General features: G+C 44.9%; 2 tRNA genes and 2 rRNA genes. All 4 read left to right on the top strand.

Features of this window, described 5'->3' with window-relative positions:
• Positions 1-52 (top strand): 16S ribosomal RNA (locus tag LCM09_RS20640); the annotation flags it as partial.
• 111 nt (positions 53-163) lie between these two features.
• Positions 164-240, top strand: a tRNA-Ile gene (locus LCM09_RS20635).
• Positions 241-301: 61 nt separating this feature from the next.
• Positions 302-377 (top strand) — tRNA-Ala (locus LCM09_RS20630).
• Positions 378-539: 162 nt separating this feature from the next.
• A 23S ribosomal RNA gene (locus LCM09_RS20625) occupies positions 540-655 on the top strand; the annotation flags it as partial.

Genomic DNA, 655 nt, shown 5'->3' with positions numbered 1-655 from the left:
GAAGTCGTAACAAGGTAGCCGTATCGGAAGGTGCGGCTGGATCACCTCCTTTCTATGGAGAATTACGAGGCAACATTGGTTGCCAAACTTGCATGAGCGTTTCGTTTAGTTTTGAAAGAATGATTGTATTCTTTCAATATAAATAGTCAACAAAGCCCTTTATGGGCCTGTAGCTCAGCTGGTTAGAGCGCACGCCTGATAAGCGTGAGGTCGGTGGTTCGAGTCCACTCAGGCCCACCATAAAAGCTAAATTGACTAAATGTTCTGTGATTTGTTATACTATTCACCGACATTTAAAAACGGGGCCTTAGCTCAGCTGGGAGAGCGCCTGCCTTGCACGCAGGAGGTCAGCGGTTCGATCCCGCTAGGCTCCACCAATTTGACTACTTTTATAGTAGCCATGTTCCTTGAAAACTAGATAGCACAAACAACGACATCCAATAATTATTATTTTTTGCGTTATTTCTTAGTTAGTCACATCTTACGATGTGCAACATTAATGACGAGTTAGAAGCTTTAAGCTAATAACGAAGTCATAAGGTTAAGCTACTAAGGGCGCACGGTGGATGCCTTGGCACTAGAAGCTGATGAAGGACGGGACGAACACCGATATGCTTCGGGGAGCAGTAAGTACGCTTTGATCCGGAGATTTCCG

Origin of the sequence: Guptibacillus algicola (genome assembly GCF_020171805.1) — a bacterium.
Taxonomy (GTDB): domain Bacteria; phylum Bacillota; class Bacilli; order Bacillales; family Guptibacillaceae; genus Guptibacillus; species Guptibacillus algicola.
The sequence above is the reverse complement of the archived record's forward strand: the minus strand, read 5'-3'. Positions and strand labels throughout refer to the sequence as shown.